We start from the raw sequence: 25,947 nt of genomic DNA on the forward strand, positions 1-25,947 counted from the left end.
CGGCGACGCGGATGGAGGCATCCGCGTCGCCGGCCTCGCGGCGCAGCTCAGTAGCGAGCAAGCGTTGGCACCTGCCGATAGCCGTCGCGGCGCACGACCTCGAGGGTGGCGACGGAGGCCCAGAGCGCCAGCGCGGCGAACGAGACGAGGGCGATCACCGTGGTTCTCCGATCTGAACGGGGGCGGGGTCGGCCGCCGGGACGGGCGTTGTCGGCACCCGCAGGAGCGGGATCGTCACGTTGACCATGGGGCCGATCAGGAGGGCGAAGGCCACGGTGCCGATGCCGACGTTGCCGCCCAGCAGCCAGCCGATGCCGAGCACCACCACCTCGATGGAGGTGCGGACGATCCAGAGACGCCAGCCCCAGCGCCGGTGGATTCCGGTCATGAGGCCGTCGCGGGGGCCGGGGCCGAACCGGGCGCCGATGTAGAGTCCCGTCGCCACGGCGAGCAGCGCGAGCCCACCGGCGAAGAGCAGCACCTGCTGCCACAGCACGTGTTGGGCGGGGAGAACGGCGAGTCCGACCTCGGCGCTCGGCCCGATCAGGAGCACGTTGAGCAGCGTTCCGATGCCCGGCTTCTGCCGGATCGGAATCCACAGCAGCAGCACGACCACCCCGATGATGTTGGTCACCCAGCCGAACGCGATCCCGGTCTGCAGCGAGACACCCTGCGACAGCACGTCCCACGGCGACACCCCGATCCCGGCCCGCACCATCATGGCGATCGCGAAGCCGTAGAGGAAGAGGCCGACCAGGAGCTGGGCGATCCGACGCGTGAGGATGAGAACAGGAGGCATGCTTGTATCCAATTACCTGATTGGCCTTCTGGCAAGATGCCAATCGTCGTAGAGTGGCCTTATGTCCTCGATCTCTGCCCGCGCATTGGCCTCGGTGTTGAGCGGATGGCGGGAAGCCACCGCCGCCCCGGCCTACAGCGCGCTCGCCGGCCGCGTGCGCCTCCTCATCCTCGACGGACGCGTGCCCCTCGGCACCCGCATCCCGGCCGAGCGGGATCTCGCTGCGCAGCTCGGCGTGAGCCGCACCACCGTCACCGCGGCCTACGCCGAGCTGAGGGAGGCCGGCTACCTCGACAGCGTGCGGGGATCCGGAAGCGTGGCCCGGCTGCCCGCCCGTGCCCCGGTATCCGTCGAGAACGTGCACAGCGGCTACCTCGACTTCAGCAAGGCGTCACTTCCGGCAATCCCGCGGCTGGCCGAGTCGGCCAGGCGGGCATCGGATGCTCTGCCCGCCTACCTGGGAGACTCCGGCTTCGACCCGATCGGCCTGCCGGTGCTGCGGGCGGCCCTCGCCGACCGGTACACGGCGCGCGGCCTGCCGACCGAGCCGGAGCAGATCATGGTGACGATCGGCGCCCAGCACGCGATCGCGCTGCTGGCCAGGACCCTGCTCGGGCGTGGCGACAGCGCCCTCGTCGAGTCACCGAGCTACCCCCATGCCTACGAGGCTCTCCGGCTCACCGGGGCGCGCCTCGTTCCGGTGAGCGTCACGACCGACGAGGGGTGGGACGAGCCGGCCATCGAACAGGCCCTCCAGCGCGCGAGCCCGGCCATGGGCTACGTCATGCCCGACTTCCACAACCCGACCGGGCGCACGATGTCGCCAGAGCTGCGGGAGCGGATGCTCGCCATCGCCGCGAAGCAGGGAACGACGATCGTCGCCGACGAGACGACGGCGGAGCTCGCGATCGACCAGTCGACCGCTCCGCTCCCGCTCGCCGCCTACGGTCCGGCGGTGCTCATCGGCTCGGTCGGCAAGACCGTCTGGGGCGGGGTGCGCATCGGCTGGATCCGGGCCGAACGCCAGCTCATCCAGAAGCTCACCCGGGCACGCAGCGCCGGGGACCTCGGCACGCCGATCCTCGAACAGCTGATCGTGGCCGACCTGCTCGACGAGTTTCCGCCCGTGCTCGAAGCGCGACGGGCCCAGCTGCGGCGGGGGAGGGACCACCTGGAGTCGGAGTTGCGCCGGGCGTTCCCCGAGTGGCGCGTGCCGCACGTCGCAGGCGGGATGACGGCCTGGATCAATCTCGGAGTGCCGGTGAGCTCGCAACTCACCCTCGCCGCACGCAACGAGGGGCTGCTGCTCGCGGCCGGGCCGCGTTTCGGCATCGACGGCGCGTTCGAGAGGTTCCTGCGCATCCCGTTCGGGCACCCGACGGAGGACATCGACCGGGCGGTCTCCGCCCTCGAATCCGCCTGGGGTTCGCTCGCCCGCGGGCCGATGCTCGACTCGAGCTATCTCGCCGAGGTCGTCTGACGCAACTACTCCCTCGAGAGTATGCGCGGGGGCACCGGGCACTGAGATAATTTCGAGGGAGGCACGGCACCAGCGCGCCTTCATGGGCGCCCCCCCGCGGCGTCACGCCGCAGCGTCCAGGGAGAACCCCGTGCACCTCTTGTCCGTCTTCAGCTTGCGCAACCGGGCGCTCATCGCCCTGGTCACGGTGGTCGTCGCGATCTTCGGCGGGCTGGCACTGGCGTCGCTCAAGCAGGAGCTCATCCCCTCGCTCACCCTTCCCTCGGTCTACATCGTCACGTCCTATCCGGGGGCCTCGCCCGACGTGGTGAACACCGACGTGAGCACGCCGATCGAGAGCGCCATCCAGGGCCTCGAGAACCTCGACTCCACCACGGCCACCTCCAACACGGCCGCGTCCACCGTCACGGCGTCCTTCGCCTTCGGAACCAACATCGCCACGTCGGAGCAGAAGGTGCAGCTCGCCCTCGACCGGATCAAGTCGATCCTGCCGTCCAGCGTCACGCCCCAGGTGATCACCTTCAGCCTGAGCGACTTCCCGGTGATCCAACTCGCGGTCACGAGCGACATGGACCAGAACACCCTCGCCTCGAAGCTCGCGGCGCTCACGGTCACCGACCTCAAGCAGCTAGACGGAGTGAGCGATGTCAGCCTGCTGGGCGCGGCATCCCAGCGGGTGGCCATCACCCCGGATCTCGACAAGCTCGCGGCGGACGGTCTCAGCATCCAGTCCATCAAGTCGGCGCTCGCCGCCAACGGCACCCTGCTGGCGAGCGGGTCCATCACCGAGAACGACAAGACGCTCACCGTGCAGTCCGGGTCGCGCATCACCACGACCGACGAGATCGCGGCGCTGCCCCTGCTCGGTGCTCGCGCCGCCGTCGCGCCCACGATCGGGGATGTCGCCACCGTCGCCATCGTTAACGACCCGACCACCGGCTTCTCCAGCGTCAACGGAAAGCCTGCCGTCACCCTCAACGTCACGAAGTCGGCGGCGGGCAACACGGTGACGGTGTCCAACCTGGTGCGCAGCACCATTCCGACCCTCGAGAAGCAGCTCGGCAGCAACACGAAGTTCGTGGTCGTCGCCGACCAGGCTCCGTCGATCACCCAGTCGATCGACAGCCTCGCGCAGGAGGGGTTGCTCGGCCTGGTCTTCGCCGTCGTCATCATCCTTGTCTTCCTGTTCTCGATCAGGTCGACGCTCGTCACCGCCATTTCCATTCCGGTCTCGGTGTTGATCACCTTCATCGGCATGCAGGCCTCGGGGTACACGCTCAACGTCATCACGCTCGCGGCCCTCACCATCGCCATCGGGCGGGTGGTCGACGACTCGATCGTCGTGATCGAGAACATCAAGCGCCACATCGGGCTCGGAGAAGAGAAGCTCCCGGCCATCCTCTCGGCCGTGCGCGAGGTCGCGACCGCGGTGACCGCCTCCACCATCACCACCGTCGCCGTGTTCCTGCCGATCGCGTTCGTCGGCGGAATCACGGGCGAGCTGTTCCGTCCGTTCGCCCTCACCGTGACGATGGCGCTCGCCGCCTCGCTGTTCGTGGCGCTCACCATCGTTCCGGTGCTCGCCTACTGGTTCCTCGGCACCAAGAAGACGGCGCGCAAGCACGCCGGCGGTCCGGCGGTCGGCACGACCACCGCCGCCACGGACGAGCTCGAACACGCCACGCGGCTGCAGCGCGCCTACCTCCCGGTGATCCGCTGGACCCTCAAGTTCCCGGCGATCGTGCTCGTCGGTGCCCTCCTCCTGCTCGTGGGCAGCGGGTTCGTCGCCACGGGGCTCAAGACGAACTTCATCGGCAACAGTGGCCAGAACACCCTCACGGTGACCCAGAGGCTCCCGCTCGGCACCAGCCTCGACGCGCAGGTCGCCGCCTCGAAGAAGGTCGAGACGGTGCTGCAGGATGTGAAGGGCGTCAAGACCGTGCTGCTCACGATCGGATCCGGCGGCAGTTCCCTCCGCGCCGCCTTCGCCGGGGGTGGGTCGAGCACCCTCTCGCTCACGACCGACCCGAATGCAGACCAGGCCAAGCTGCAGGCCGCGGTCACGGCCGAGCTGAAGAAGATCAAGGGGGAGGGTGAGCTCGCGGTCGCCACCGCCCAGGGCGGCTTCGGCTCCTCGGACATCCAGGTGAACATCACGGCGGGAAGCGACGCCGACCTGCGCAAGGCGTCGGACTCGATCCTCGCCAAGGTCGAGAAGCTCAGTGTCGTGTCGCGTGCCTCGAGCAACCTCTCGGCATCCCTGCCGTACATCGCCGTGCAGATCGACCGCACGAAGGCGGCGGCCGCCGGCCTCACCGACGTGCAGGTCGGGGGAATCGTCACCCAGGCGATGAACCCGAGCGCCACCGGCAGCGTCGTCATCGACGGCAAGACGCTCTCCATCTACGTGAAGAACTCGAGCGCGCCCACGACGACGGCCGAACTGTCGGCGTTCTCGATCCCCACGGCGAAGGGCATAGTCCCGCTCTCCGACCTCGCGACGATCGCGACGGTGAACGGCCCCTCGAGCGTCACCACGATCAAGGGCCTGCGCAGCGCGACCCTCACGGTCACGCCGGCGACCGACAACACCGGCAGCGCGTCGGCCACCGTCTCGGCGGCCGTCACCAAGGCGACGCTCCCCGCGAGCGCGACGGCCACGCTCGGCGGTGTCACGTCACAGCAGAGCGACTCGTTCGGCCAGCTCGGACTCGCCCTACTCGCGGCGATCCTCATCGTCTACGTCGTCATGGTCGCCACCTTCAAGAGCCTGCGCCAGCCGCTGCTCCTGCTCGTGTCCGTGCCGTTCGCGGCGACGGGGGCGATCGCGCTCCAGGTCGTGTCCGGCATCCCGCTCGGCGTGGCATCGCTCATCGGCGTGCTCATGCTCATCGGCATCGTCGTGACGAACGCCATCGTGCTCGTGGACCTCATCAACCAGTATCGAATCCGCGGCATGAAGGTGGGCGACGCGATCATCCACGGCGCATCCCGGCGACTGCGGCCGATCCTGATGACCGCGCTCGCCACGATCTTCGCGTTGCTGCCCCTCGGCATCGGGCTCACCGGCCATGGCGGATTCATCTCCCAGCCCCTCGCCATCGTCGTGATCGGCGGCCTCGTGTCGTCGACCCTGTTGACTCTCGTGGTGCTGCCGGTGCTCTATTACCTCGTCGAAGGCGCGAAGGAACGGCGCACCGATCGCCGCGCGGCGAGGGAGGCGGCGGTTCAGGAGCCCGCCGCGGAGGTTGGCTAGGATCGCGGGATGGCCACTCCCGACTTCGTCCTCGCCCTCCGCGAGAAGATCGGACACGCACCCCTGTGGCTCTCCGGAGTGACGGCGGTCGTCGTTCGCAGTCGTCATTCGTGCCTCGAGGTGCAGCTCGTGCGCCGTGCCGACACGGGAGCCTGGACACCCGTGACGGGGATCATCGACCCGGGCGAGGAGCCGGCCGTGGCCGCCGAGCGCGAGGTGCTCGAGGAGGCCGACATCGTCTCCCGCGTGGACGTGCTCGCCTGGGTCAAGGTCTTGCCGCCGATTCGCTACCCCAACGGTGACGAATCGGAGTACCTCGACCTCGTATTCCGCTGTGGTTATATTTCGGGCGAGCCGCATCCGGCCGACGGCGAGAACACCGCTGCGGCCTGGTTCTCGCTCGACGCGCTTCCCGAGATGTCCGCGGAGATGGTGGACCGCATCCGGGTCGCGGTGGAGGCCGATGGGTCGACGCGTTTCGAGCGCTGAGCCCAGCTCAGCCGAGTGTCTTCGCCATGCACACGCTGAAGTCGTCACCCACGTACTGGCCGAAGGCGGGGATCCGGCGGTAGCCGTGCTTCTCGTAGAGAGCGATCGCCTCGGGCTGCAGCGGCCCGGTCTCGAGCTGCAGCGTGGTGATCGAGTGGGCCTGCGCCACCTCCTCGAGCGCCGTGAGGATGCCGCTCGCTATGCCACGGCCCCGGGCATCCGCCCGCACGAACATGCGCTTGAGTTCGGCGGAGCCGTCGCCCCGTTCGACGAGGGCGCCGACCCCGATCGCTTCCTCGCCCGAGCGGGCGACGACGACCGTGACCCCGGGCGCTGCCAGTTCACTCACGTCGAGCAGGTAGCAGCTGTCGGCGGGGTAGAGGGCGAAGGCGAACTCGTCGCTCAACCGGAGGAGGTCGGTGACTCCCGGCGCGGTCGCCGGCTCGATCGAGAATGTCATGATCACCAAGCCTGACTCATCCGTCGAGCTTCGCGTGCAGGAAGGTCGCGATGCGCGATCGCATGTCCCGGTTGAGCATCGCGATGGAGTGCAGGCTGCCCTTCACCGTGACGAAGGTGGTGTCGACGCCGTGTTTGCGCAGCGCGCGAACCATGGCCTTCGACTGGGCGAGCGGTATGCGCTCGTCGAGGGAGTGCCCGATGAAGAATGGCGGGTCGCTGTCGTCCACCTGGTAGAGAGGGGACGCGGCCTCGGCCTGCGGGCAGTCGGCGAGGCTCACGCAGCCCAGGTACTCGAGCTCGAGCTGCTGGAACTCCGGCGCGACCGGGCCGAGCCTCGCCCCCGCGGCCGTGAGGTCGATGGGGCCGCTGAGCTCGGCGACCGCCGCCACGCGGGTTCCGGTGGTCCACCCCCCGGTGCCGCCCGCGCCGAGCAGGGCGGCGAGATTGCCGCCGGCCGAGCCGCCGAACACACCGATCCGGTGCGGGTCGATGTCGTAGCGCTTCACGGTCTTCGGATCCCGCATGAAGCGCACGGCGGCCCGCACGTCGTCGATGGCGTTGGGGAACGGGAACTGGGGGGCGAGCCGATAATCGACGGAGAAGACGACGAATCCCTCGGAGGCGAGCCACTGGCACACGCTCCGCCAGTTGATGTTGGCCTTGTCTCCGGCGCGCCAGCTGCCGCCGTGGATGGACAGGATCGCCGCCCGCGACCGGTCCTTCTTCGACGGCAGGCAGACATCCAATTGGTGGGACGGCGACGGGGAACGGGAGTAGTCGATGTTCTCCTGCACCCGGATGTGCGGGTAGGTCTTCACCTGCGGGTAGACCGGTTGGGCGGCCGGTGTCACCCGCACGGAGTCCGCGCCGGTGGGGCTGCAGGCGGCGAGGCAGAGCACCACGAGCACCACCGCAAGCGCCGTGAACACTCGCGAGCGCGGCGCCGCACGGAAAACGCGATTCATGATTCCGGCCAATCTAGTGCGGATTTTGCGGTCATCCGGTAACGTAGACAGGTCGGCTCTAGACATCGCGAAATCTTGCGAATGGGTTTGTAAGTCTTTCGGGCCGGTTTCCCCACCTCTAACTACTCCTTTTTGGTGCGGGGAAAATCACGTATGTGAACGGTCCTGGCCAAAGACTGCCCGGGTTCCTGCAGAAGCGCTGCTTGTTGGTTGCGCGCTGCCATGCAACTTAATACAACCCGGAAAGAACCATGCCTAATTTCGATAAGAAGTCCGACTCAGGCCGCCCGGCCAAGAAGTACAACTCCACCGGAGCCTCCAAGCCCGGCAGCCGCAGCGAGGGCCACCGAGGCTTCCACGCCGACGCCCCGGTGAAGAAGCGCTGGAACGCGGATGAGCGTGCCTCCCGCACCGGCGACCGCCCCGCCTCGAACGACCGCCGTCCCAACTGGACGCCGACCAACGACCGCCCGGCCTCGAACGACCGCCCGTCGTATGGTGACCGCCCGCAGCGCACGGAGCGTCCGTCCTACGGTGACCGCCCGCAGCGCACCGAGCGCCCGTCCTACGGTGACCGCCCGCAGCGCACCGAGCGCCCGTCCTACGGCGCCCGCACGGAGCGCACCGAGCGCCCGTCCTACGGCGCCCGCACGGAGCGCCCGTCGTACAACGACCGCCCGGCGCGTTCGGAGCGTCCCTCCTACGGTGACCGTCCTGCTCGTGCCGAGCGTCCCGCGTACAACGACCGTCCGGCCCGTACCTCGAGCGAGCGTCCGTCGTATAACGACCGCCCGGCGCGTACCGACCGTCCCGCGTACAACGACCGTCCTGCTCGTGCCGAGCGTCCCGCGTACAACGACCGCCCCGCCCGCACGGAGCGTCCCGCGTACAACGACCGTCCGGCCCGCACCGAGCGTCCCTCCTACAACGACCGTCCGGCCCGCACGGAGCGTCCCTCGTACAACGACCGTCCGGCCCGCACGGAGCGTCCGACCTACAGCGATCGCCCGCAGCGTTCGGATGACCGCGCACCCCGCCGCGAGAGCGACTACTACCCGGCCAAGCGCGAGTTCGGTAACGACTCGCAGCGCACCGGCCACTCGGCCGGCTTCCAGCCGCACGAGGATGTCGTGCTCGAGCGCCTCGAAGCGAAGGTGATCACCGCGGGCGATGCCAGCGGCAAGACCTGGGCCGACCTCGGCATCGGCGACAACATGACCCGCCAGCTCATCGCAATGGGCGCCGAGACGCCCTTCCCGATCCAGGCGGCCACCATCCCGGACGTTCTCGCCGGCAAGGATGTGCTCGGCCGCGGCAAGACCGGCTCTGGCAAGACCATCGCCTTCGGCGCACCGCTCGTCGAGCGCCTCATGGAGAACATGGGCGGCGCCGGACGCAAGCCGGGCCGCAAGCCCCGCGCGCTCATCCTCGCCCCCACCCGCGAACTCGCCATGCAGATCGACCGCACCGTGCAGCCCATCGCACGCAGCGTCGGCCTGTTCACCACCACGATCGTCGGTGGCGTGCCGCAGTTCAAGCAGGTCTCCACGCTGCAGCGCGGTGTCGACATCGTCATCGCGACCCCGGGTCGCGTCGAGGACCTCATCGAGCAGGGCCGTCTTGACCTCAGCGAGGTCTTCGTGACGGTGCTCGACGAGGCCGACCACATGTGCGACCTCGGCTTCCTCGAGCCGGTGCAGCGCATCCTCGAGTCCACCAAGAAGGGCGGCCAGAAGCTGCTCTTCTCGGCCACGCTCGATAAGGGCGTCGCCACTCTGGTCAAGCAGTTCCTCAAGGAGCCGGCCGTGCACGAGGTTGCCGGTGAAGACCAGGCCTCCTCCTCGATCGACCACCGAGTGCTGCTCATCGAACAGCGCGACAAGACCCGCATCATCGAAGAGCTCGCTGCCGGCGAGGGCAAGACGCTGATCTTCGCCCGCACGCGTGCGTTCGCCGAGCAACTGGCCGACCAGCTCGAGGATGCCGGAATCCCGGCCACCTCGCTGCACGGCGACCTCAACCAGTCCCGTCGCACGCGTAACCTGCAGCTGCTCACCAGCGGCCGGGTCAACGTGCTCGTGGCCACGGATGTCGCGGCCCGCGGCATCCACGTCGATGACATCAGCCTGGTGATCCAGGCCGACGCCCCCGACGAGTACAAGACGTACCTGCACCGCTCGGGCCGCACCGGCCGCGCGGGCAAGGTCGGCACCGTCGTGACGCTCATCTCCAAGGCGCGTCGTCGTCGCATGGACGAGCTCCTCGGCCGCGCCGAGATCAAGGCGTCCGTGGAGATGGCGGCGCCCGGCGACCGCGTCATCGGAGAGCTCGCGGCCCTGTAGGCAGCAGCACGCTCGAACGAAGGGCGCTCATCCTCGCGGATGGGCGCCCTTCGTCGTCCCGCGGCCGCCCTCCCCGCCTCCCGAATCGCGTTTCTCCGGAGGTTTCGCGTCCGCGTGGCCCGTCGAGGTCGATTCGGGTCCGAATCCGGGTCATCCTCCGGAGAAACGCGGGTGCCGGAGGGCGGTGGGCAGGCCCGTAAAGTTGGACGGATGCTGATCCGACCGTTTGCCGAACCAGACACCGACGCCGTCGTGGCCCTGTGGGAGCGCTGCGGGCTCGTGCGACCGTGGAACGACCCCCGCGCCGACATCGCACGCAAGCTCACCGAGCAGCCCGAGCTGTTCCTGGTCGGCGAGGCCGGCGAGACCGGTGCCATCGCGGCGACGGCGATGGCGGGGTTCGACGGTCATCGAGGCTGGGTGCACTACCTCGCGGTCGACCCGCTGCGCCAGCGCCAGGGCCTCGGTCGCGCCATCATGGCCGAGGCGGAGCGCCTGCTCGTGGAGCGCGGATGCCCGAAGCTCAACCTGCAGGTGCGATCCGACAACCTGAAGGTGCTCGGTTTCTACCGCGGCCTCGGCTACGGCGAAGACCAGGTGCTCAGCCTGGGCAAGCGCCTCATCCTCGACGAGGGCTGAGCGCCCGCCGCGCCGAACTGGCGTTTCTCCGGAGGTTTCGCCACAAAGCCTGTCGAACGGGCCGATTTGGGGCCGAAGCGGACCAGATTCGCGAAAGCTCCGGAGAAGCGCGAGCCGAGCCGAGAAACGCGAGCCGAGAAACGCGAGCCGAGCGGAGAAAGCCGAGCGGAGAAACGCGAGCCGAGAAACGCGAGTCGAGCGGCCGCCGCGCCCTATTGAGAAGCGCGAGCGCACAGTTGCATCCGGATCTCCTGTTGGACAGGTGACCCGACCCGAGCGCAGCCTAGACACATGGACTACACACACCTCGGCCGTAGCGGCCTGAAAGTCTCCAGACTCTGCCTAGGAACGATGAACTTCGGGCCGCAGACGACGGAGCCCGACTCGTTCTCCATCATGGATTCGGCCCACGAGTACGGAATCAACTTCTTCGACACGGCGAACGTCTATGGCGGCGACCTCGGTAGGGGCGTCACCGAGACCATCCTCGGCAACTGGTTCGAGCAGGGCGGCGGTCGACGCGAGCGCACCGTGCTCGCCACCAAGCTCTACGGGGACATGACCCCGTGGCCGAACGAGGGCAAGCTCTCGGCCCTCAACATCCGGCGCGCTCTGGATGCCAGCCTCACGCGCCTCAAGACCGACTACATCGACCTCTACCAGTTCCACCACGTGGACCGGGAGACCCCCTGGGACGAGATCTGGCAGGCGATGGAGACGGCCGTCGCGCAGGGCAAGATCCTCTACGCGGGAAGCAGCAACTTCGCCGGCTGGCACATCGCCTCGGCCCAGGCGGAGGCCCGACGCCGCAACTTCACCGGCCTCGTGAGCGAACAGTCGATCTACAACCTGCTGAAGCGCGACATCGAGCTCGAGGTGATTCCCTCCGCCGTCGGAAACGGCCTCGGCATCATCCCCTGGTCGCCGCTGAACGGTGGGCTCCTCGGCGGTGTGCTGCGCAAGGAGCAGGAAGGAAAGCGCCGCCTCGAGGGGCGCGCGGCCGAGACCCTCGCCACGCATCGAGACGCGATCGAGCAGTACGAAGACTTCGCGGCGGAGCTTGGACACGAGCCGGGCGACATCGGTCTCGCCTGGCTGCTGCACCAGCCGGCCGTGACGGCCCCGATCATCGGGCCCCGCACGCAGGGCCAGCTGGATGCCGCGGTGCGCGCCCTCGACGTGACGCTGGACGCCGCGGCGCTCGCCCGCCTCGATGAGATCTTTCCCGGGCACAAGCCGGCCCCGGAAGACTACGCCTGGTAGACCGACACAAGACCCGACAGAGAGAAGAACAGAAACATGAAGACCCGCACAATCGGTGACGTCGAAGTCAGCGCGATCGGCCTCGGCGGAATGCCCATGTCCATCGAGGGGCGCCCGGACGAGGCCCGATCGATCGCCACCATCCATGCCGCCCTCGACCTCGGCGTCACGCTCTTCGACACCGCGGACGCGTACCACCTCACGGCGACGGATGTCGGACACAACGAGTCCCTGATCGCCAAGGCGATCGCCTCGTGGGGCGGTGACACCTCGAACGTGCTCGTCGCGACCAAGGGCGGCCACCTGCGCCCGGGCGACGGCTCCTGGACGGTGGATGGGCGCCCGGAGTACCTCAAGCGCGCGGCCGAGGCGTCGCTCGCCCGCCTCGGCGGGGACGCGATCGGGCTCTACCAGTTCCACCGCCCGGACCCGGAGGTGGCGTACGAGGACTCGGTCGGCGCCATCCGCGACCTGCTCGACGCCGGGACCATCCGGATGGCCGGGATCTCCAACGCGAACCCGGAGCAGATCCGGCTCGCCCAGGAGATTCTCGGCGGCCGGCTCGTGTCGGTGCAGAACTAGTTCTCGCCCGCCTTCCGCAGCAGCGAGCCGGAGCTCGAGCTGTGCGACGAGCTCGGGATCGCGTTCCTGCCCTGGAGCCCCCTCGGGGGAATCAGCTCGGCCGGTGCCCTCGGCGACCGGTTCGCGGCGGATCGCGGGCTCACCCCGCAGGTGGTCTGCCTCGCGTGGGAGCTCGCCAAGTCCCCGCGCGTGATCCCGATCCCGGGGGCATCGCGGCCGGAAAGCATCACCAACTCGGTTCAGGCGGCCGAGGTCACGCTCTCCGCCGAGGAACTGTCGATGCTCGACGCCGCCTGAATGGGACTCTCGAAGAGCTGATCGAGGAACGCGGTGGCGGCCGGGCTGGGCTCGTCCGCCACCGCGACCGCGACGGTCCACTCCGGCATGTCGTCGGGTAGCGCCACCGAGCGCAGCGAGTCCGGCCGCTTCGCCGCAAAACTCGCGGGCACGATCGCCACGCCGAGGTTGTATTCCACGAGGTCGAGAAGCGGGTGCACGTCGTTGACCTCCATCGAGGCGCGGAAGTCGAATCCCGCCGCCGCGAAGGCTCGACGCGACAGCACCTGCGCGCCCCAGCCCTGCTGGAAGCCGATCATCGGTTCCCGGTGCAGCGACTCGATGTCCACCTCACCGACGGCGGCGAATGGATGATCGGGATGGCAGAGAACCACGAGCTTCTGCGACGTCATCCGCCGCAGCCGCACCCCCTGCGGCACCGGGCCGGTGGCCACGACGAGGGCCACGTCGGTGAGGCCGCTCGCCACATTCTCGAGATGTTCGACCGAGCCGTCGTAGCGCAGCCGCACCTCGACGCCCGGGTTCGCGACCCGGAAACGCCCGAGTTCGGCCGGGAGGTCGATGGCGCCGAGGCAGGGTTCGGCGCCCACCGTCAAGCGCCCCCGCACCAGTCCGCGCACCGCCGCGACCGCGTTCTGGGCCGCCGCCGCGCTCGCGAGGGTGCGGATCGAATCCGCGAGCAACGCCTGTCCGGCCGCGGTGAGTTCCACGCGTCGGGTGCTCCTGACGAAGAGCGACGTGCCCAGTTCGGTCTCGAGGGCGCGGATCGACGCGGACAGCCCGGACTGGGAGATTTGCAACAGCTCTGCCGCGCGGGTGAAGTGCCGCTCGTCGGCGACGGTCACGAAGTGTTCGAGTTGGCGAAGTTCCATTCATCGATTCTAGTGATCGGTCGCGACGGGCCGAGAAGCGCAGCGGCTAAGCGAGCGCGAGCAGTGCGGCCGCCACGAGGGCCACGGCCAGGCCGGCCCACTGCACCACGGCGATCCGCTCCTTGAGCACGATGGCGGCGAGGATGATCGTGCCGGCCGGAGCGAGCGCGTTCAGCACCGAGACCACCGACAGGTCGCCTGCCCGCAGGGCGAGCAGGAACAGCAGCGCGGCCGCGGCATCCGTCAGACCGCAGAGAACCGCGAACAGAAGCACGGAGCCCCGCGCGCCCTCGGCGGGCAGGCGACTCCGCGCGGCGCTCGCCAGAAGGATCACCCCCATCACGAGTCCGGTGACGGCGAAGCAGACGACGAGGGGAGCCGGCCCGCTGTCGGCCGGCGACAGGTCGATCACGACCAGGTAGGCGCCGATCGCGAGGCCGGATCCGACGGCCATCAGGATCCCGCGCGCGCTCGGTCGCACCGCCCCGGCGCCCGGCACGAGACAGATCAGGATGATCGCCACGAGCCCCACGACGAGACCGGCATTGCCGGCCGGGCTGAGCCTCTCGCCCCGCGCGAAGTCGATGGTGATCGGCACGACGGCCGCGACGAGCGCGAGGATGGGAGAGAGGATGCTCATCGGTCCGATGGCGAGGCACGCGTAGAGCAGCACGAGCGCCGCGGCTCCCGCGATCCCGGTGAGCGCGCCGGTGACCAGCGCATCCTGGCTCCACTTCGTCGGCAGGAGCAGCGACCCCACGGCCAGGGCGAGGAAGCCCACCACCGAGTTGATCGCCGTCACGCGCACCGCACTCACGCGGCGGGCCGCCATTCCGCCGAAGAAGTCGCTCGCGCCATAGATGATCGCCCCGGCGAGTCCGAGCAGAACGCTCAGCATGAGCCGCCTCCCTTCGATTTCGACCGCGCTGCACCCACTGTGCCAGCAAGCGCCGACGCGCGCCTCACGCGATGGCGAGCATCGCCGCCGCCACGAGCGCGAGAACGAGGCCCACGATCTGCACGGGCGCGATGCGTTCTTTCAAGACGACGGCAGCGAGGATGATCGTGCCGGCCGGATAGAGCGCGGTGAGCACCGACTGCACGGTCAGGTCGCCGAGCCGCAAGCCGACCAGCAGGAGGGCGTTGGCCGTGGCATCCACCGCGCCACCCGCGATCGCCAGCCAGAGGCCGGGCCGCCAGCCCGCTCCCGGCAGCAACGCGTCGGTTGGGCGCCCGTGTGGTCGCCTCCGGCCCAGCAGCCACGCGATCAGCACGACCGCGAACATGATGGAGGCGTTCACCGTTCGGTTGACCACCAGCGGCACCAGGCCGGAATCCGCCGGGGTCAGGTCGATCACGATCAGGAAGAAGCCGATGAGCGCCCCGGAGGCGACGGCCATGCCGAGGGCCTTGAGGGACGGCCGCACGGCACCCTTCTCCGGCACGAATCCCACCAGCACCACCGCGACCAGGGCGAGGGCGAGCGCCACGTAGGCGAGGCCGTTCAGCCGCTCGCCGCGCAGAACCCCGGCGAGGGCAGGCACGAGCGCGGACACCACGGCGGTCACGGGCGAGAGGATGCTCATCGGGCCGATCGCGAGACAGGCGTAGAGCAGCACGATCGCGAGGGAACCGCTCACCCCGGAGATCGCGCCGAGAAGCACCGCCTGGCTGGACCAGGTGCCGCCGATGGCCGGCAGGGCCAATAGCAGCACGGCGAGTCCAGACAGGCCGCCGACCGCCGTCACGCGAACGGGGCTGATCCGTTTGGAGGCGATGCCCCCGATGAAGTCGGCCGAACCAAAAATGAGCGCACCGGCGAGGCCAATGAGAACGGCGAGCATGGGGGCCAATCGACGGGGACGGTTCCACGCTAGCGGTTAACCGTCGGTGACCATTTCGAGATGACCCTTGGCGTGTGACGACCGCTCGGGTTATGGTGCACCTGACCCCCAAGCGGGGGTAGACCCATTGCTCGCGGCACCGCCCTCCCCAGCACGCGCCCACCGAGGGGCGCCCTTCACAGAAAGCCGAGGACTATGGCAGCCTTCGCAACTTCGACCCGCGTCCGTCGTACGGCGTGGACCGCCGTCGTCGCGGCCATCGCCCTGGGGGTGCCGGGCCTCGCGGCCACGGCGGCATCCGCGGCGGATGCCCCGGTCGCTATCGACATCGTCACCTTCAACGACTTCCACGGGCGGCTCGAGGCCTCCAGCCCCGCCGCCGGCGCCGCCGTGCTCGGCGGCATGGTCGACTCGTTCCGCGCGGCCAACCCCAACACGCTCGTCGTGTCGGCCGGCGACTCGCTCGGCGCCTCGACCTTCACCTCCTCATCCAGAACGACCAGCCCACCATCGATGCCCTCAACGCCATCGGTGTCGACGCGAGCGCGGTGGGCAACCACGAGCTGGACAAGGGGCGGGCCGATCTCGACGGCCGGATCATTCCGGCCACCACCTTCCCCTGGCTCAGCGCCAACATCTACGACAAGACCACCGGCAAGCCGGCCTACCCGCAGTACTCCCTCAAGACCGTGCAGGGCGTGACCGTCGGCTTCATCGGGGCGACCACGGACGAGACCCCCACCCTGGTGAGTCCGTCCGGGGTCTCGAGCCTCGAGTTCCGCGACATCCCGACCGAGGTGAACCGGGTCGCCGACCAGTTGAGCGACGGCGACCCATCGAATGGTGAGGCCGACGTGCTCGTCCTCACCGTTCATGAGGGGGCAGCGGATGCCACCCTCGCGTCCGCCACCAACGATTCGGCGTTCGGCAAGATCGTCAACGGCGTGGACGCCAACGTCGATGCCATCGTCTCCGGGCACACGCACCAGGCCTACAACCACCAGGTCGCCATCCCGGGCACCAGCCGCACCAGGCCCGTGCTGCAGGCGGGCAAATACGGCGAGAACTACGGTCACCTGGCCCTCTCGGTCGACCCGACGTCGCACGCGCTGCTCGGCATCACGTCCGAGGTCAAGCCGCTCTTCGGTGCCTTCGCGCCGAACGCCGCGGTGGCGCAGATCGTCTCGGCGGCCGTAGCGGCGGCCAAAGACAAGGGTTCCGTGCCCGTGGGCACGATCACCGCGGACTTCAACCGGGCGAGCGGTGTCACCGCAGGCACCGAGAATCGCGGCGGTGAATCGCCGCTGGGCAACTTCGTGGCCGACGTTCAACAGTGGGCAACGAAGGCCGGCGGCACCCGATTCGCGCTCATGAATCCTGGTGGCCTGCGCAGCGACCTCAAGTACGCCGCGAGTGCGACCACTCCGGGCGACGTGGATGGCCGGGTCACCTACCAGGAGGCGGCGAGCGTCCAACCGTTCGCCAACACCCTCGTCACCGAGACGCTCACGGGAGCCCAGCTCAGGCAGGTTCTCGAGGAGCAGTGGCAGCCCGCCGGCGCGAGCCGTCCGTTCCTCAAGCTCGGGGTGTCGAGCGCGCTCAAGTACACCTACGACCCGGGCGCGGCCGTGGGCAGCCACATCGGTTCGATCTACGTGGACGGCGTGCTCGTGACGCCGACCGACAGCTTCAAGGTCGTCGTCAACTCCTTCCTCGCCTCCGGCGGCGACAACTTCGCCACCCTCGCCAAGGGGGCGAACCCCGGCGACTCGGGCAAGATCGACCTCCAGAGCATGGTCGACTACTTCGTCGCGAATCCGGTGGCGAGCCCGAACCTCGCCCAGCGTGCGGTCGGCGTGACCCTCTCCGCACCGGATGCCAACGGCTACAGCGCCGGGGACAGCGTGAACGTGGGGCTGTCCTCGCTGCTCTTCAGCAACGGCGAGCCCAACACGGGCACCGCCGTCGTGAGCGCCGGAGCCGTCACCCTCGGGTCAGCCCCAATCGACCCGACGATCGTCAACCTCACGGATGAGGTCGGTCGGGCATCCGTTCCGATCACCATTCCGCCGGGGACGCCGGCCGGCACGCTCGTGCTGACGGTGTCGGTGCCGGAGCGCGGAACATCGATCGACGTGCCCATTCAGGTGACGGTTCCGATCACCAGCGTGACGCCCCCGGTCATCACCGGCAACGCCCGCGTCGGCGGCACCCTGGCGACGACCGGAGGCGCGTGGAGCGTTCCCGACCCGACGCTCGCGTTCCAGTGGAACCGAAACGGCACCGCCATCGACGGGGCCACGGCCGCGAGCTACCGGCTTGTCGCGGCGGATGCCGGAGCCTCGATCACCGTCACCGTGACGGCGAGCAAGACGGGCTTCGTCGCCGGGACGGCCACCTCGGCGGCCAGCCAGGTGAATAAGCTCGACTCGCAGATCGTCGGCATCCCGGCCCGCCTCTTCGTCAGCCACTCGAGCACCGTGCAGTACTCCGTGCGCGTGGACGGTAACGGTGTGGTGCCGACAGGCGAGGTCACCGTGCTCGACGGCCGACGGGTCATCGCCACGGTCACCCTCACGGCGGCCGACGACGGACGCGCCACGCTGACGCTCCCGGCGTTCGCCAGGGGCATCCACCTCGTCACGGCGAAGTTCGGTGGCAACGACCAGCTCACGCCGTCCACCTCGAGGCCCGCGCCGATCATCTCCTACTAGCGACGTGCGCTGCGTCCCCGGCGCCCGCCGACAACCCCGTGCTCGCCCGGTGGTGTCGGCGGGCGCGGGTAGACTCGCCCAGTGAGTTGGAGCGCAGAGATCCCCTGGGATCCGGAGATGGAAGCGCCGCCAGACCCCTACGACGATCCGCCGTATCCCGACGATGGGCCCGGTCAATTCGCCGCGCAGCGCGTCGCTCCGGATCGCCCTGCTCCGGATGGCTTCGGCGCCCCTGCCCGGGCCACGCCCGTGCAGTACGCGACGCCGGCCGAGGCGCTCCACACGGTCTTCGGTTACGACGCGTTCCGCGGCGATCAGGCGACCATCATCGACCATGTCGTCGCGGGCGGGGACGCACTCGTCCTCATGCCGACCGGCGGCGGCAAGTCGCTCTGTTACCAGATCCCGGCCCTCGTCCGCGAGGGCACCGGCGTCGTCATCTCGCCGCTCATCGCGCTCATGCAGGACCAGGTGGACGCCCTCTCCGCCGTCGGTGTCCGAGCCTCATTCCTCAACTCGACCCAGGATGCGTCCCAGCGGGCCGCCGTCGAGAGAGCGTTCATCGCCGGAGAGCTCGACCTGCTGTATCTCGCCCCGGAGCGACTCAAGGTTCCGGCCACGGCCGACCTTCTCGACCGCGGGGTGATCTCGCTCTTCGCGATCGACGAGGCGCACTGCGTGTCGCAGTGGGGTCACGACTTCCGTCCGGACTATCTGCAGCTCTCGGTGCTGCACGAGCGCTGGCCGACCGTGCCGCGCATCGCCCTCACGGCCACGGCCACCGAACAGACCCACCTCGAGATCCAGAAGCGGCTCCAGCTCTCCGACGCGAGGCACTTCGTGGCGAGCTTCGACCGCCCGAACATCCAATACCGCATCGCGGGCAAGAACGCGCCCCAGCAGCAACTCCTCGAGCTCCTGCGTAGCGAGCACCCGGGGGATGCCGGGATCGTCTACTGCCTGTCGCGCGCGTCGGTGGAGAAGACGGCCGAGTTCCTCGTGCAGAACGGCATCCCGGCCCTGCCGTATCACGCGGGTCTCGACACTCGCGTACGCGCCGCCAACCAGTCCCGCTTCCTGCGCGAGGACGGAATCGTCATGGTCGCGACGATCGCGTTCGGCATGGGCATCGACAAGCCGGACGTGCGCTTCGTCGCCCACCTCGACCTGCCCAAGTCGGTGGAAGGGTACTACCAGGAGACCGGCCGGGCCGGCCGTGACGGGTTGCCATCGACGGCGTGGCTCGCCTACGGGTTGCAGGATGTGGTGCAGCAGCGGCGCATGATCGACTCGTCGGAGGGGGACGCCGAACACCGTCGCCGGTTGAGCGCCCACCTCGATGCGATGCTCGCCCTCTGCGAGACCATCGAGTGCCGCCGGGTGCAGCTTCTCGCCTACTTCGGCGAGACGTCGACGCCCTGCGGCAACTGCGACACCTGCCTCTCGCCGCCGGAGGCCTGGGACGGCACGGTTCCCGCCCAGAAGCTGCTGTCCACGGTGGTGCGGCTGAAGCGGGAACGCAACCAGCGGTTCGGCGCCGGCGCGATCATCGACATCCTGATCGGCAAGTCGACGCCGAGAGTCACGCAGCACGACCACGCGAGCCTCTCCACCTTCGGGATCGGTACCGACCTGAGCGAACCGGAGTGGCGCGGGGTGGTGCGGCAGCTTCTCGCCCAGGGCCTGCTCGCCGTGAACAGCGACGGCTACGGCACACTGCTCGTCACCGAGGCCAGCGCCGAGGTGCTCGGTGGCCGGCGACCCGTGATGCTGCGGCGCGAGCTCGAACGACCGACTCGCGCGGGCAAGGCGAGGCGTACCGCCGTCGCCGACCTTCCTGCGGGGGCGGCTCCCGTGTTCGACCTGCTGCGCGCCTGGCGATCGGCCGAGGCCAAGGAGCAGGGGGTGCCGGCCTACGTGATCTTCCACGATGCGACCCTGCGAGAGATCGCGACGGGCAAGCCGTCAACCATCGCCGAGCTCGGCACCATGAGCGGTGTCGGCGAAAACAAGCTCGCCAAGTACGGCGACGCGATCCTGGCCGTTCTGGCCGACGCCTGAGTCATTCGGCCTGAACGCTTCTCCGCCGTTGGTTCTGAAAACGCAGGACAATCGCGTCGACCGAGACCGCGACGTCCCGAGCGGACGGCTCGCGGCGGCGCGCCGTTAGGCTCGAAGCATGCGAAGCTTCTACCCCGAGATCGAGCCGTACGAGACCGGGATGCTCGAGGTCGGCGACGGCCAGAGCATCTACTGGGAGGCGTCAGGGAATCCGGATGGCAAGCCGGCGGTCTTCCTGCACGGCGGACCGGGAGGGGAGAGCGGTCCGAATCATCGCCGGCTGTTCGACCCGTCGAAGTACCGAATCATCCTGCTCGACCAGCGAGGGTCCGGCCGCAGCCTCCCGCACGCGAGCGACGCCGAGGCCGACCTCTCGACCAACACGACCTGGCATCTCGTGGCGGATCTCGAGGCTCTCCGGATTCACCTCGGCATCGATCGCTGGCTCGTGCTCGGCGGGTCATGGGGCAGCGCGCTCGCGCTCGCCTACGCGGAGACCCATCCGACGTCGGTGACGGAACTCGTGCTGAGGGGCATCTTCACGCTGCGGGCGAGCGAGCTGGACTGGTTCTACGAAGGCGGCGCTGAACAGCTCTTTCCCGACCTGTGGGAGTCATTCGTCGCCCCGGTCCCGCTCGACGAGCGCGGCGGTCTGATCGAGGCATACAGCCGCTTGTTGAACAACCCGGACCCGGCGATTCACGGCCCGGCCGCCGTCGCGTGGTCGACGTGGGAGGCCTCCACCATCACCCTCCTGCGTCGCCCAGAGGTGATCGAGATCTTCGCCGAGCCGCGTTACGCGATCGCGTTCGCCCGAATCGAGAACCACTACTTCGTCAACAAGGGCTGGTTCGAGGAGGGGCAGCTGATTCGCGACGCCGGTGCTCTTCGCGACATTCCCGCCGTGATCGTGCAGGGTCGTTACGACGTCTGCACGCCCCCGGTGACGGCCTGGGATCTGCATCGCGCGTGGCCCGAGGCCGAGTTCGTGATGGTCCCGGATGCCGGCCACGCCTTCGACGAGCCGGGGATTCTCAGCGCCCTCGTCGAGGCGACCGACCGCTTCCGCGAGGGCTGAGAGCCCGCCCCTGACCGGCATTTTTTGCACCTGATTCCGACACGCCGTGGTTTGGTAAATGGCACCTCATTGGGTGCACTAATGTCGTCGGGCATTTTGGGACTAGGCGCGTCGGCCGCCGTATGTAAGTATGTGGTCTGTGGGAACCCGAATCTCGCGTTATTTTGGCGATAAAAAAAGACGCAATGCTGTGTTTGTGGCCGCCATTGTCACAACACTCGCTTTGGTGTGCTCGACCCTTCTGGCGTTGAACCCCCAGCCCGTCCAGGCCGTCACCCCGTGCGGCACCGGCTCGAACCCGATCGTCTGTGAGAACAGCAAACCGGGCACGGACCCCTCGGTCTGGGACATCAGCGGAGCGGGTGATCCGTCCATCCAGGGCTTCTCGTCGGACATCAGCGTCAACGTCGGGTCGTCGATCGACTTCAAGATCAACACGAGTGCCAAGGCGTACTCGATCACGATCTACCGCACCGGCTACTACGGTGGGCTCGGCGCCCGCCAGATCGCCACCGTGGCGCCGTCCGCCACGTTGCCGCAGACGCAGCCGCAGTGCATCACCGACGCGACCACGGGGCTGTACGACTGCGGCACCTGGAAGGTGTCCGCGTCGTGGGCCGTTCCGAGCACCGCGGTCTCCGGGGTCTACTTCGCGCTCTTGCACCGTAACGACACCGGGGGCGAGAGCCACATCACCTTCGTCGTGCGGGATGTCTCCAGCCACTCCGCCGTCTTGTTCCAGACCTCAGACCCCACCTGGCAGGCGTACAACACGTACGGGGGCTCGGACTTCTATCAGGGCGGCGCCGTCGGCCGGGCCTACAAGATCAGCTACAACCGTCCGTTCGCCACGAGGGGAGACAACTCGGGGCGCGACTTCTATTTCGCCAACGAATACCCCCTTGTGCGGTTCCTGGAGAAGAACGGCTACGACGTCAGCTACTTCAGTGGGGTCGACACCGACCGATTCGGATCGAATCTCACCAACCACAAGGTGTTCCTCTCGGTCGGGCATGACGAGTATTGGTCGACCGGCCAGCGCGCGAACATCGTGGCCGCCCGCGACGCCGGCGTGAACATGCAGTTCCTCTCCGGCAACGAGGCGTACTGGCACACCCGCTACGAGCCCTCAGCCGACACCAGCGCGACTCCGTATCGCACCCTCGTCTCGTACAAGGAGACCTGGAGCGACGCCAAGATCGATCCGAGCCCGACCTGGACCGGCACTTGGCGTGATCCCCGCTTTGCCTCACAGGCGAACGGTGCTGGGCTCCCCGAAAACGGACTCACCGGCACGGCGTACATGTCCAACTTCACCGATCTCCCGGTGACCGTCTCCGCGCTCGAGGGCAAGACGAGGCTCTGGCGCAACACGAGCCTGGCTAGCCTTGCGCCCGGGACCACGCAGGCGCTCGCCGCGCACACGATCGGGTACGAGTCCGACGAGGACATCGACAACGGGTTCCGCCAGTCTGGCCTCATCCGGTTGTCGACGACGACCGGGGCGGTGGCCCAGTACCTCCAGGACTTCGGCAAGACCGTCGCGGCAGGCACGACCACCCACCACCTGACGCTCTACCGTGCGTCGAGCGGCGCGCTGGTATTCTCCGCGGGCACGATCCAGTGGACCTGGGGACTCGACCAGACGCACGATGGCCTCGGCGCCGCCGCAGACCCGAGGATCAAGCAGGCCCAGGTCAACCTCCTGGCCGACATGGGCGCACAGCCCCTCACCCTGGATTCGACCCTGGTCGCCGCAGCGGCGAGCTCGGACGTCACTCCGCCCACGGTGACTGTCACGTCGCCGGCTGCCGGTGCCAGCATCGCCAACGGTTCGAGCGTGGTCCTCACCGGAACCGCCTCCGATGTCGGCGGCGTGGTCGCCGGGGTCGAGATCTCCACGGACGGGTCCACCTGGCACCTGGCCACCGGCACCACCTCCTGGTCATATACCTACGTTCAGCACGGCGCCGGCAGCCAGTCGGTGCGTATCCGCGCGGTGGACGACAGCGCCAACTACGCGGCGACGCCCACGACGGTGAGCTTCACCGTGACCGGACCGTATTCGGTGTTCGGTGCCGAGGTGCCGGCAACGGTTGATTCCGGCGACGCGTCGTCGGTCGAGCTGGGGCTGAAGTTCAGCCCGTCGGCCAATGGATTCGTCACCGGCGTGCGCTTCTACAAGAGCACGGCCAACACCGGCACCCACTCCGGATCGCTGTGGAACGCGTCCGGCGTGCGTCTGGCGACAGTGACGTTCGCCTCGGAGACCGCGTCGGGATGGCAGACAGCCAACTTCTCGACTCCGGTCGCCGTCACTGGCGGCCAGACCTACACGGGTTCCTACAGCGACCCGAAGGGCCACTACTCGGCGGTCAACAACTTCTGGGCCTACCGGGGCTCTGCCCTCGGTCCGTTGAATGTCGCTGGTGGGTTCGGCGCCCCCGTCGCCGGCGTCTACGGCAGCACCGGCACCTTCCCCACCAGCACCTTCGGCGGTACCAACTACTACGTGGACGCCCTCTTCACGAGCGTCGACACCTCCGCGCTGTCGGCGTCGAGCCAGTGGCCGTTGCCTGGTGCGTCGAGTGTTCCGACGAGCACCACGGTCAGTGCGGTGTTCTCTCGAGACGTCACCCCCGCCACAATCGTCTTCAAGGTCGTCGACCAGAACGGTGCGACTGCGGCCGGTACGGTGGCGTACGACTCCACGAGTCGCACGGCGACCTTCACTCCCACATCGGCCCTCAACAGTGGCGTCAAATACACCGTGACGCTGGCAGCAACCGACACCACCGGTGTCGCCCTGACCGTGGGCGGAACGTGGACCTTCACCACCGTGAACCCGCCGGCCGTAATCGGCCAGTGCCCATGCACGCTCTATGACGACAGCGCAGTGCCCGGCATCCTTCAGGATGGCGACACCAACGCCGTGACCCTCGGAGTGCGCTTCACCACGCTCCAGACCGGGGTCATCAGCGCGGTCAAGTTCTACAAGGGAGCGGGAAACACCGGCAGCCACGTCGGAACGCTGTGGTCGACGGCCGGCACCAAACTCGCGACGGGCACGTTCACCAATGAATCCACTTCGGGATGGCAGACGCTGACCTTCGCCACGCCGGTGGCGGTCACCTCGGGAACGACCTATGTGGCCACCTATCGCACCACCGTCGGGGCGTACTCCGCCACCCTCGGCGCGTTCTCCACGACGGGAATCAGCCGGGGACCGCTGCAGGTGGCGGTGCAGGGCGGAACGTACTCCTACCCGGACGCGTTCCCGACCATCCAGACGTCGACCAGCTACCTGGTGGATGTGGTGTTCAACAACTCGCAGGCGTCGCTCACCGTCGTCAGCCAGTCGCCGACAAACGGGGCAACCTCGGTAGACCCCGGTGCCTCCGTCAGCATACGGCTCTCCGTGCCGATCGCTACCGGCTACGCGGTGTCAGTGACTAGCGCCGGCACAACCATCTCCGGCACCACCAGTCTGTCGACAGACGGCCAGACGATCACCTTCACGCCGAGTGCCCCGCTGCCGAACAACGCTCTCGTCACCGCCAGCGTTTCGGGTATCCGAACGACGGACGGGGTGACTCTGTCCACCCAGACGTGGTCGTTCACGACGCTCGACAGCACAACGACGACCATTTCGACGCTGTTCGGCACCGAGACGCCGGCGGTGGCCGCATCCACCGACACCTCATCGGTGGAACTCGGCGTCTCGTTCACGCCGTCGGTCGCCGGAACCGTCACGGCGATCCGCTTCTACAAGGGCCCCGGCAACTCCGGCAGCCACGTCGGGCACCTGTGGTCGTCCACTGGACAGTTGCTGGCAACCGTGACCTTCGTGAATGAGACGGCGACAGGATGGCAGTCGGCGGCACTCTCCTCCCCGGTCGCCCTCACGGCGGGCACTCAGTACGTGGTTTCCTACCAGGCGCCCAGCGGGCACTACTCGAACACGGTCAACTACTTCACGTCGCCGAAGACGAGCGGTCCGCTGACCGCCGGCACGACGAACAACGGACTGTACCTCTACGGCTCAAACGGTGGTTTCCCGATCAACAGTTACAGTGCGACGAACTACTTCGTCGACGTGAGCTTCGCGTACGCGACGCCGGCCCCCACACCGACGCCGACGCCCACGCCGACGCCGACGCCGACGCCCACACCCACACCCACGCCCACACCCACGCCGGTGCCCACGGGAACGTCCCTGTTCGCCGACACCAGCGTTCCGGTAAACGCGGACTGGGCCGACCCGGGTCCGGTGCAGGTGGGCGTGCGCTTCACGTCGTCGGTTGCCGGATCGATCGCCGCCATCCGTTTCTACAAGGGCCCGACCAACACGGGGACGCACCAGGTATACCTCTGGAGCGCCACCGGCACTCAACTCGCGACGGCGACGGCGACCAACGAGACGGCAAGCGGGTGGCAGACCGTGGTGCTGGCGCAGCCGATGCCCATCACCGCTGGAACCGAATACTGGGCGTCGTACTACGCCCCGGTGGGCCAGTACGCCGTGGATCTCAACGGGCTATCGACTCCGATCACGAGCGGGCCTCTGACCACCGTGGCGAACGGCGGCGCCTACACCTACGGAACGGGACAGCCGAACAATGTTGCTTCACACAATTTTTGGGTGGATGTGATCCTCACCCAGTAGAACCCGGGTTCGTTCCCGAAAGCGAACTCGTAAGGGGGAATGCAATGAACGCGAAATTGCGTGTCGCCGTGGTCGGCGCCGGATATTGGGGCCCGAACCTCGCGCGCAACTTCAGCACCAGCCAGGATTGGAGCCTCG

Annotated in this window: 17 protein-coding genes and 1 pseudogene; 11 read left to right on the top strand and 7 right to left on the bottom strand. The window is 68.4% G+C overall.

The window, feature by feature from the left end:
- Positions 1-154: 154 nt before the first annotated feature.
- Complete coding sequence (locus tag ACHZD8_RS06175; RefSeq protein WP_394769288.1) at positions 155-799, bottom strand: YitT family protein; 645 nt, start codon at positions 797-799, stop codon at positions 155-157.
- 61 nt (positions 800-860) lie between these two features.
- Here ACHZD8_RS06175 and ACHZD8_RS06180 point away from each other — a divergent pair, with 61 nt between their 5' ends.
- The 3 genes from ACHZD8_RS06180 to ACHZD8_RS06190 all read left to right on the top strand — a co-directional run bounded on the left by ACHZD8_RS06180 (position 861) and on the right by ACHZD8_RS06190 (position 6,024).
- Complete coding sequence (locus tag ACHZD8_RS06180) at positions 861-2,279, top strand: PLP-dependent aminotransferase family protein (RefSeq protein ID WP_394769289.1); 1,419 nt, start codon at positions 861-863, stop codon at positions 2,277-2,279.
- A gap of 130 nt (positions 2,280-2,409) precedes the next feature.
- Positions 2,410-5,535: an efflux RND transporter permease subunit gene (locus tag ACHZD8_RS06185; protein WP_394769290.1), complete on the top strand. Its 3,126-nt coding sequence runs from the start codon at positions 2,410-2,412 to the stop codon at positions 5,533-5,535.
- A gap of 9 nt (positions 5,536-5,544) precedes the next feature.
- Positions 5,545-6,024: an NUDIX domain-containing protein gene (locus ACHZD8_RS06190; RefSeq protein ID WP_394769291.1), complete on the top strand. Its 480-nt coding sequence runs from the start codon at positions 5,545-5,547 to the stop codon at positions 6,022-6,024.
- A 7-nt stretch (positions 6,025-6,031) separates the two neighbouring features.
- Here the strand turns inward: ACHZD8_RS06190 and ACHZD8_RS06195 are convergent, their stop codons facing one another.
- Together ACHZD8_RS06195 and ACHZD8_RS06200 are read right to left on the bottom strand one after the other, a co-directional pair.
- Positions 6,032-6,484, bottom strand: a complete 453-nt coding sequence (locus tag ACHZD8_RS06195) for a GNAT family N-acetyltransferase (protein ID WP_394769292.1) — start codon at positions 6,482-6,484, stop codon at positions 6,032-6,034.
- A gap of 16 nt (positions 6,485-6,500) precedes the next feature.
- Positions 6,501-7,451, bottom strand: a complete 951-nt coding sequence (locus ACHZD8_RS06200) for an alpha/beta hydrolase fold domain-containing protein (protein WP_394769293.1) — start codon at positions 7,449-7,451, stop codon at positions 6,501-6,503.
- A gap of 251 nt (positions 7,452-7,702) precedes the next feature.
- On the opposite strand from ACHZD8_RS06200, the gene ACHZD8_RS06205 reads away from it, so the two are divergent.
- The 4 genes and pseudogenes from ACHZD8_RS06205 (at position 7,703) to ACHZD8_RS06220 (ending at position 12,574) form a co-directional block, all read left to right on the top strand.
- Positions 7,703-9,793 carry a DEAD/DEAH box helicase gene (locus ACHZD8_RS06205; RefSeq protein WP_394769294.1) on the top strand — a complete coding sequence of 697 codons (2,091 nt, stop codon included), beginning with the start codon at positions 7,703-7,705 and terminating at the stop codon, positions 9,791-9,793.
- A gap of 210 nt (positions 9,794-10,003) precedes the next feature.
- Complete coding sequence (locus ACHZD8_RS06210) at positions 10,004-10,432, top strand: GNAT family acetyltransferase (protein WP_394769295.1); 429 nt, start codon at positions 10,004-10,006, stop codon at positions 10,430-10,432.
- A 291-nt stretch (positions 10,433-10,723) separates the two neighbouring features.
- Complete coding sequence (locus ACHZD8_RS06215; protein WP_394769296.1) at positions 10,724-11,695, top strand: aldo/keto reductase; 972 nt, start codon at positions 10,724-10,726, stop codon at positions 11,693-11,695.
- A 36-nt stretch (positions 11,696-11,731) separates the two neighbouring features.
- Positions 11,732-12,574, top strand: a pseudogene (locus ACHZD8_RS06220) (aldo/keto reductase).
- On the opposite strand, the gene ACHZD8_RS06225 reads toward ACHZD8_RS06220, so the two are convergent.
- From ACHZD8_RS06225 to ACHZD8_RS06240, 4 genes are all read right to left on the bottom strand, one after another.
- Positions 12,517-13,446: a LysR family transcriptional regulator gene (locus ACHZD8_RS06225; protein ID WP_394769297.1), complete on the bottom strand. Its 930-nt coding sequence runs from the start codon at positions 13,444-13,446 to the stop codon at positions 12,517-12,519. The pseudogene ACHZD8_RS06220 and the gene ACHZD8_RS06225 overlap by 58 nt on opposite strands.
- A 46-nt stretch (positions 13,447-13,492) precedes the next feature.
- Positions 13,493-14,344, bottom strand: coding sequence for an EamA family transporter (locus tag ACHZD8_RS06230; protein ID WP_394769298.1), 852 nt, complete (start codon positions 14,342-14,344; stop codon positions 13,493-13,495).
- A gap of 64 nt (positions 14,345-14,408) precedes the next feature.
- Complete coding sequence (locus ACHZD8_RS06235) at positions 14,409-15,290, bottom strand: EamA family transporter (protein ID WP_394769299.1); 882 nt, start codon at positions 15,288-15,290, stop codon at positions 14,409-14,411.
- Positions 15,291-15,466: 176 nt separating this feature from the next.
- Positions 15,467-15,850, bottom strand: a complete 384-nt coding sequence (locus ACHZD8_RS06240; RefSeq protein WP_394769300.1) for a hypothetical protein — start codon at positions 15,848-15,850, stop codon at positions 15,467-15,469.
- Here ACHZD8_RS06240 and ACHZD8_RS06245 point away from each other — a divergent pair.
- The 4 genes from ACHZD8_RS06245 (at position 15,839) to ACHZD8_RS06260 (ending at position 25,809) form a co-directional block, all read left to right on the top strand.
- Positions 15,839-18,004 (top strand): 5'-nucleotidase C-terminal domain-containing protein, encoded by a 2,166-nt coding sequence (locus ACHZD8_RS06245; protein WP_394769301.1) that lies wholly within the window; start codon positions 15,839-15,841, stop codon positions 18,002-18,004. The genes ACHZD8_RS06240 and ACHZD8_RS06245 overlap by 12 nt on opposite strands.
- A gap of 117 nt (positions 18,005-18,121) precedes the next feature.
- On the top strand, positions 18,122-20,065 hold the full coding sequence (gene recQ, locus ACHZD8_RS06250; protein WP_394769304.1) for a DNA helicase RecQ: 1,944 nt from the start codon (positions 18,122-18,124) through the stop codon (positions 20,063-20,065).
- A 118-nt stretch (positions 20,066-20,183) separates the two neighbouring features.
- Positions 20,184-21,143, top strand: a complete 960-nt coding sequence (gene pip, locus ACHZD8_RS06255) for a prolyl aminopeptidase (RefSeq protein WP_394769302.1) — start codon at positions 20,184-20,186, stop codon at positions 21,141-21,143.
- Positions 21,144-21,273: 130 nt separating this feature from the next.
- Positions 21,274-25,809 carry a DUF4082 domain-containing protein gene (locus tag ACHZD8_RS06260; protein WP_394769303.1) on the top strand — a complete coding sequence of 1,512 codons (4,536 nt, stop codon included), beginning with the start codon at positions 21,274-21,276 and terminating at the stop codon, positions 25,807-25,809.
- Positions 25,810-25,947: the final 138 nt, after the last annotated feature.

It is taken from the genome of Lacisediminihabitans sp. (genome assembly GCF_043726815.1).
Taxonomy (GTDB): Bacteria; Actinomycetota; Actinomycetes; order Actinomycetales; family Microbacteriaceae; genus Lacisediminihabitans.

Coding starts and splice junctions, on each gene's coding strand:
- ACHZD8_RS06235 (WP_394769299.1), bottom strand. CDS start 15,290: ATGCTCGCCGTTCTCATTGGCCTCGCCGGTGCGCTCATTTTTGGTTCG.
- ACHZD8_RS06215 (WP_394769296.1), top strand. CDS start 10,724: ATGGACTACACACACCTCGGCCGTAGCGGCCTGAAAGTCTCCAGACTC.
- ACHZD8_RS06190 (WP_394769291.1), top strand. CDS start 5,545: ATGGCCACTCCCGACTTCGTCCTCGCCCTCCGCGAGAAGATCGGACAC.
- ACHZD8_RS06210 (WP_394769295.1), top strand. CDS start 10,004: ATGCTGATCCGACCGTTTGCCGAACCAGACACCGACGCCGTCGTGGCC.
- ACHZD8_RS06230 (WP_394769298.1), bottom strand. CDS start 14,344: ATGCTGAGCGTTCTGCTCGGACTCGCCGGGGCGATCATCTATGGCGCG.
- ACHZD8_RS06225 (WP_394769297.1), bottom strand. CDS start 13,446: ATGGAACTTCGCCAACTCGAACACTTCGTGACCGTCGCCGACGAGCGG.
- ACHZD8_RS06260 (WP_394769303.1), top strand. CDS start 21,274: ATGTGGTCTGTGGGAACCCGAATCTCGCGTTATTTTGGCGATAAAAAA.
- ACHZD8_RS06180 (WP_394769289.1), top strand. CDS start 861: ATGTCCTCGATCTCTGCCCGCGCATTGGCCTCGGTGTTGAGCGGATGG.
- ACHZD8_RS06205 (WP_394769294.1), top strand. CDS start 7,703: ATGCCTAATTTCGATAAGAAGTCCGACTCAGGCCGCCCGGCCAAGAAG.
- ACHZD8_RS06200 (WP_394769293.1), bottom strand. CDS start 7,451: ATGAATCGCGTTTTCCGTGCGGCGCCGCGCTCGCGAGTGTTCACGGCG.
- pip (WP_394769302.1), top strand. CDS start 20,184: ATGCGAAGCTTCTACCCCGAGATCGAGCCGTACGAGACCGGGATGCTC.
- ACHZD8_RS06195 (WP_394769292.1), bottom strand. CDS start 6,484: ATGACATTCTCGATCGAGCCGGCGACCGCGCCGGGAGTCACCGACCTC.
- recQ (WP_394769304.1), top strand. CDS start 18,122: ATGGAAGCGCCGCCAGACCCCTACGACGATCCGCCGTATCCCGACGAT.
- ACHZD8_RS06175 (WP_394769288.1), bottom strand. CDS start 799: ATGCCTCCTGTTCTCATCCTCACGCGTCGGATCGCCCAGCTCCTGGTC.